5 protein-coding genes, 1 other RNA gene and 1 pseudogene are annotated in these 5,685 nt (G+C 70.9%); 1 reads left to right on the top strand and 6 read right to left on the bottom strand.

The window, feature by feature from the left end; all coding sequences use genetic code 11:
- From ASG00_RS17895 to ASG00_RS09165, 3 genes and pseudogenes are all read right to left on the bottom strand, one after another.
- Window positions 1-489: pseudogene (locus ASG00_RS17895) on the bottom strand (bifunctional [glutamine synthetase] adenylyltransferase/[glutamine synthetase]-adenylyl-L-tyrosine phosphorylase); the annotation flags it as partial.
- 7 nt (window positions 490-496) lie between these two features.
- The gene (gene glnA / locus ASG00_RS09170) at window positions 497-1,834 is read right to left on the bottom strand and encodes a type I glutamate--ammonia ligase (protein ID WP_056208832.1); all 1,338 of its coding nucleotides are present in this window, start codon (window positions 1,832-1,834) and stop codon (window positions 497-499) included.
- 67 nt (window positions 1,835-1,901) lie between these two features.
- The gene (locus tag ASG00_RS09165; protein ID WP_045246578.1) at window positions 1,902-2,087 is read right to left on the bottom strand and encodes a hypothetical protein; all 186 of its coding nucleotides are present in this window, start codon (window positions 2,085-2,087) and stop codon (window positions 1,902-1,904) included.
- A gap of 71 nt (window positions 2,088-2,158) precedes the next feature.
- Between ASG00_RS09165 and ppgK the strand changes: the two genes are divergently transcribed.
- Window positions 2,159-2,920, top strand: a complete 762-nt coding sequence (gene ppgK, locus ASG00_RS09160) for a polyphosphate--glucose phosphotransferase (protein ID WP_045246577.1) — start codon at window positions 2,159-2,161, stop codon at window positions 2,918-2,920.
- A gap of 27 nt (window positions 2,921-2,947) precedes the next feature.
- Here ppgK and rnpB read toward each other — a convergent pair.
- The 3 genes from rnpB to ASG00_RS09150 all read right to left on the bottom strand — a co-directional run.
- Window positions 2,948-3,303: RNase P RNA component class A (gene rnpB / locus ASG00_RS10120), an RNA gene on the bottom strand.
- A 32-nt stretch (window positions 3,304-3,335) separates the two neighbouring features.
- Complete coding sequence (locus ASG00_RS09155) at window positions 3,336-5,048, bottom strand: bifunctional 3'-5' exonuclease/DNA polymerase (RefSeq protein ID WP_056208829.1); 1,713 nt, start codon at window positions 5,046-5,048, stop codon at window positions 3,336-3,338.
- A 15-nt stretch (window positions 5,049-5,063) separates the two neighbouring features.
- Window positions 5,064-5,685 (bottom strand): zinc ribbon domain-containing protein (locus ASG00_RS09150; RefSeq protein ID WP_235559467.1); only part of this gene is annotated, 622 nt, incomplete at its 5' end.

Raw genomic sequence — 5,685 nt, 5'->3', positions numbered from 1 at the left:
GAGCAGGTCGTAGGCCGCGATGCGGGCGAGGAGGGTGCGGTACCGCACGCGCAGCGCCACCCACGAGGCCTCTCCCCCGTCGGCGGCGAAACCGTCGACCGCCTCGACCGACGCGAGAAGCTCGTGAGTGAGCTCGGCGGCGTCCGGCACGGTCGGCTCCCGGCCGAGCAGGTCCGCGAGCTGCGCAGGTCGGCGGAAGTAGAAGTCCGCGAACCCCTCGGAGGCACCCGTGAGCGCCCAGAGCGCGGCCGCGCCCCGGTGATCGGTGAGCACGGGCGCGACCGCGGCGGCATCCCGCCGGGCGACGCGCAGAATGCCGGTCAGCGCCGCATCCGGGTCGCCGACCGTGACCACACCCGAGAGGATCGCATCACGATCGATCCCGCACAGCAGCGCAAGCTCGTCGAGAGCCGCCTCTGCGGCATCCACATGGCCGAAGCCGTAGCGGACGAGGTCGGTGCGCGTGTGCGACCGGTCGGACGTGGCCATCGGCCCGTCAGAGCATCTCGAGGTTGCTCTTCAGCTCGAAGGGCGTGACCTGCGAGCGGTAGCCCTGCCATTCCTTGCGCTTGTTGAGCAGCACGTAGTTGAAGACCTGCTCCCCCAGCGTCTCGGCGACGAGCTCGGACTCCTCCATGAACCGCAGGGCCTGGTCGAGGCTCGTCGGCAGCGGCGCGTAGCCGAGGGCGCGGCGCTCAGAGTCGCTGAGCGACCACACGTTGTCCTCGGCCTCCGCCGGCAGCTCGTACTCCTCCTCGATGCCCTTCAGGCCCGCCGCGAGCAGCAGCGCGAAGGCGAGGTACGGGTTCGCGGCCGAATCGAGCGCACGGTACTCGACACGCGAGGACTGACCCTTGTTCGGCTTGTACAGCGGAACGCGCACGAGGGCGGAGCGGTTGTTGTGACCCCAGCAGATGAAGCTGGGGGCCTCGTCGCCACCCCACAGCCGCTTGTACGAATTCACGAACTGGTTGGTGACGGCCGAGATCTCGTTCGCGTGACGCAGCAGCCCCGCGATGAAGTGTCGGCCGACCTTCGAGAGCTGGTACTGGGCGCCCTCCTCGTAGAAGGCGTTCTGATCGCCCTCGAAGAGTGAGATGTGCGTGTGCATGCCCGATCCGGGCTGTCCGCTCAGCGGCTTCGGCATGAACGTCGCGTAGACGCCCTGCTCGATCGCCACCTCCTTGATCACCGTGCGGAAGGTCATGATGTTGTCGGCCGTCGTCAGTGCGTCGGCGTAGCGCAGGTCGATCTCGTTCTGACCGGGGCCGCCCTCGTGGTGGCTGTACTCGACCGAGATGCCGAGGTCTTCGAGCATGCGCACCGACCGCCGACGGAAGTCGTGCGCCGTGCCGCCGGGCACGTTGTCGAAGTAGCCGGCCGAGTCGACGGGCTCGGGTCCGTCGGGGCCGTACGACGACGACTTGAGCAGGTAGAACTCGATCTCGGGGTGCGTGTAGAACGTGAAGCCGGCGTCGGCGGCCTTCGCCAGCGCACGCTTGAGCACGTGACGCGGGTCCGCGACCGCGGGCTGTCCGTCGGGCGTCGTGATGTCGCAGAACATGCGCGCCGTCGGGTCGACCTCGCCCCGCCATGGCAGGATCTGGAACGTCGTCGGGTCGGCGTGCGCCAGCAGATCCGACTCGTACGAGCGGGTGAGGCCCTCGATCGCAGAGCCGTCGAAACCGAGGCCCTCGCTGAACGCGCCCTCCACCTCGGCCGGGGCGATCGCCACCGACTTCAGGGTGCCGATCACATCGGTGAACCAGAGGCGGACGAACTTGACGCCGCGCTCCTCGATCGTGCGCAGCACGAAGTCCCGCTGCTTGTCCATCGCGTGCCTCTCCTCGGACGAGTGTGTGCGTCCAGCCTATTTCGTCCGGAGCCCCGTGCGACGCACCTCAGGCGTCGTCGCGCGCGTCGTCCTCGGACCACTTGCGGGAACGCTCCGCGATGATCTCCGGAGCGCGCGCCGCCTCCTCTGCCGTGGCGAAGGGACCCGCGCGGTCGACCGCGGGCGAGAGGAGTCCGTGCTCGACCTGCTTGGTGGTCAGGTTGTACCAGTAGCTGTTCTCGTCGTCGCTCACGGGTGCCCTCCTCGGCGTCACGTTGGTCCGATCCTACTGAGCACCCCTGTCGGCATGGATAGGCTTCACGCATGGCTACAGAGAAGTCGCGCGCAGTCGGAATCGACATCGGTGGAACGGGTATCAAGGGCGGTGTCGTCGACCTGGTCGCCGGCGAGCTGGTGAGTGAGCGCATCAAGGTGCCCACGCCCAAGGGCGCGGAGCCGAAGGACGTGCTCGCCGCGGTGCAGCAGGTGCTCGAGACGCTCGAGGTGAGTGGCTCCGACCTCGAGCTCGGCGTCGCGTTCCCGGCCATCGTCAAGAACGGTCGCACGCTCTCGGCGGCGAACGTCGCCGAGACCTGGATCGACTTCCCGGCAGAGGAATTCTTCGAGCAGGGGCTGGGGCGCGGCATCCACTTCGCCAACGACGCGGATGTCGCGGGCCTCGCAGAGGTGCGCTACGGCGCCGCCCGTGACGCGAAGGGCCTGACGATCCTCACGACCCTCGGCACCGGAATCGGCACCGCGCTGCTCTACAACGGCGTGCTCATCCCGAACTCGGAGCTCGGCCACATCGAGCGCAAGAACCACCGCAAGGACGCGGAGTTCTACGCGGCGTATTCGGCGATGGAGCGCGACGAGCTGACGTGGAAGAAGTGGGCCAAGCGCCTGCAGTGGTACTACTCCCACCTCGAGGCGCTCTTCAGCCCCGACCTGTTCGTCGTGGGCGGCGGCGTCTCCAAGCACGCGGACGAGTTCCTGAGCCTGCTGAAGCTGCGCACTCCGATCATCCCGGCGGTGCACCAGAACAACGCCGGCATCATCGGCGCGGCTTCGCTCGCCCTGGACTGATCGGCGCTGATCCGGCGTATCGGCGGGCGAATGGGCCGGCCGATACGCCGGGTTCTGTCCCGGGGGCGAACCCCGGTGACGGTCATCTCTCTCGGCGTCACGTTGCCGTGACGCTCCAGCGGCCTACCCGGGGACTCGGCGGGCCGCGTCAACATCCCCTGTCTGGCCTTGCTCCGGGCGAGGTTTACCGTGCGGGGCGCGTCACCGCGCCCCCGGTGGTCTCTTACACCACCCTTTCACCCTTACCGGCTGCTGCCGGCGGTCTGCTCTCTGTGGCACTGTCTCGCGGATTGCTCCGGGTGGGTGTTACCCACCGCCCTGCCCTGCGGAGCCCGGACGTTCCTCGGCGCGGTCTCCCGCGACGCGACCGTCTGGCCGACCCATTCGCGTCTTGGATTCTACCGGCGCCGACCTCTTACGACTTCCCCGCGTCGGGGGCGATGCGCACGTCGAGCGGGAAGTCGATGGGGAACTCGCCGAACAGAAGGCGGCCGGCGCGGGCCGCGGCATCCGTCACGATCGCGGCGACCTGGTCGGCAAGTTCGGCCGGCGTGTGCACGATGATCTCGTCGTGCAGGAAGAAGGCGATGTGCGGTGCGCCCGACTGGGCAGGACCGGATGCCGCGGCTTCCGCGCCGGGCGCCGTGAGCGCGAGCAGTGACCGCCGCGTCTCGGCGAGCCAGCACAGCGCCCATTCCGCGGCGGTGCCCTGCACGACGTAGTTGCGGGTGAACCGCCCGCGGTCGCGGGCTCGTCGTCGAGCCTGCTGCTCGGTGGCCGCGTCGGTCTCGTCGAGCGAGGCCTCGAACTGGGAGCGGGTGAACGCGGATCCGGCGGGTGGCGAGGTGCGGCCGAGCCAGGTGGAGACGACACGCCCCTCCTCGCCGGCCACGGCGGCGTCGTCGACGAGCCGCATCGCGGCGGGGAACGCGCGGCGCAGGCGCGGCACGAGGCGGCCGCTGTCGCCGGTCGTTGCGCCGTACATCGCACCGAGCACGGCGATCTTCGCCTCTTGGCGGGTGGTCACGACTCCGGTGCGCACGATGCCGGCGTACAGGTCGGTGCCCGCGGCCGCACGCGCCATCGCCCGGTCGCGCGACATTCCGGCGAGCACCCGCGGCTCGAGCTGGGCGACGTCGGCGCTGACGAGCAGCCAGCCGGGATCGGCGCGCACCGCGGGGCGCAGGGACCGCGGGATCTGAAGCGCGCCGCCGCCGCTCGAGGCCCAGCGTCCCGTGACGACGCCGCTCGGCACGTAGACGGGCCGGAAGCGGCCGCCGTGCACCCACGTCGCGATCCAGCTCTCGCCGTTCGCTGTGAGCAGCCGCATCAGGCGCTTGTACGCGAGCAGCGGGGCGACCACCGGATGGTCGAGGTCCTCCAGCTCCCATTTGCTGGTCGACGAGACGGCGAGTCCCGCCCGATGCAGGGCGCGCAGCAGGCGCGGCGGGGAATCGAGCGCGACGTCGGGATCGTCGAGGGCGGTTCGCACGGCGGCGGCCGCGGCATCCACATGGCGCCTGCTGCCCCCGACCCGCTCGCCCAACGTCTCGTCGAGCAGCCTCGTGTGGGTGGCGACGTCCCACGGGAGGCCGGCTGCCCGCATCTCGGCGGCGACGAGCGCTCCCGTCGATTCCGCGACGGCGAGGAGTCTCAGCCGGCCGGATGCCGCGTCGAGCGCGGCCAACTGCGCGGCGAACTCCCGGTGGCCGCTCGCGAGATCCGTCGGCGCAACGCGCGCGGCGATCGTCTCGACCTCGAACAGCGCCTCGCGGGAGTCGGGCGCCTCCTCCCAGGCCGCGGGCGCGGACCACGCGGCATGCGTCGGCAGCCGTGCGGACTCGGGCACCGACTCGGCGGTGCGCAGAATCGCCCGTACCGCGCGGAGATCGTGCACCCGCCGCACGCGCACGCCGGCGGCCAGAAGCGGCGGATACCAGCGCGCCGTGTCGCTCCACACCCAGCGCACGTCGTCGGTGTGCGTGCGCGCCAGTTCGATCAGTCCCCCGGACGTCACGCCCGCACGAGAGATCTCGGCGCCCGCGCCATCGAGCTCGACGACAGCGATCTCCCCGTCCTCGTCCGTGCCGACGAGTCGCCACGCCGGTGACGGCTCAGACGCGGACATGCGTCCGCGTCGGGCTCACAGCCCGGACTCCTCCGTGCGTACGAGGATGCAGCCGCACTGCGGGCACTCGACCACATCGTCGTCGGCGGCTGAGCGCACGGCCTGCAGCTCGGTGCCGGAGAGCTCCATGCGGCATCCCTCGCACGTGCGGCGACGCAGGAGAGCGGCACCGGCGTTGCGGGTCGCGAGGAGGTCGTACCGGGCCAGCAGATCGGCGGGCACCCCTGCGGCCACACCGGCGCGGTCGCGCTCGGCGGTCGACCGGCGCTGGTTCTGCACCGCCGCCTCCGCGCCCGCTGCGGCCTCGAGGGTGTCCCGCTCGTCGACGAGCGTCGCCACGATCGCCTCGGCGTCGGCCACCGCCGCAGCCGCGGACTCGACGCGCTCCATCGCCTCGAGCTCGGCGTCTTCGAGCGTGCGGGTGCGGCGGGCGAGCGAGTCGAGCTCGCTCTCGAGCGCCTGCGCGTCCTTCGGGTTGGTTGACGCGGCGAGACGGGCCTCGTCGCGTGCGCGGCGCTCGGAGACGACCTTCACGTCGGCCTCGATGCGCGCGACCTCGAGATCGGCGTCTTCTTTGGCCCCCAGCAGATCGGTGACGACACGGGATGCCGCGGCGACCTCACCCTGCAGAGCGGCG

The organism is Microbacterium sp. Leaf351 (genome assembly GCF_001423825.1).
GTDB lineage: Bacteria > Actinomycetota > Actinomycetes > Actinomycetales > Microbacteriaceae > Microbacterium > Microbacterium ginsengisoli.
The sequence above is the reverse complement of the archived record's forward strand: the minus strand, read 5'-3'. Positions and strand labels throughout refer to the sequence as shown.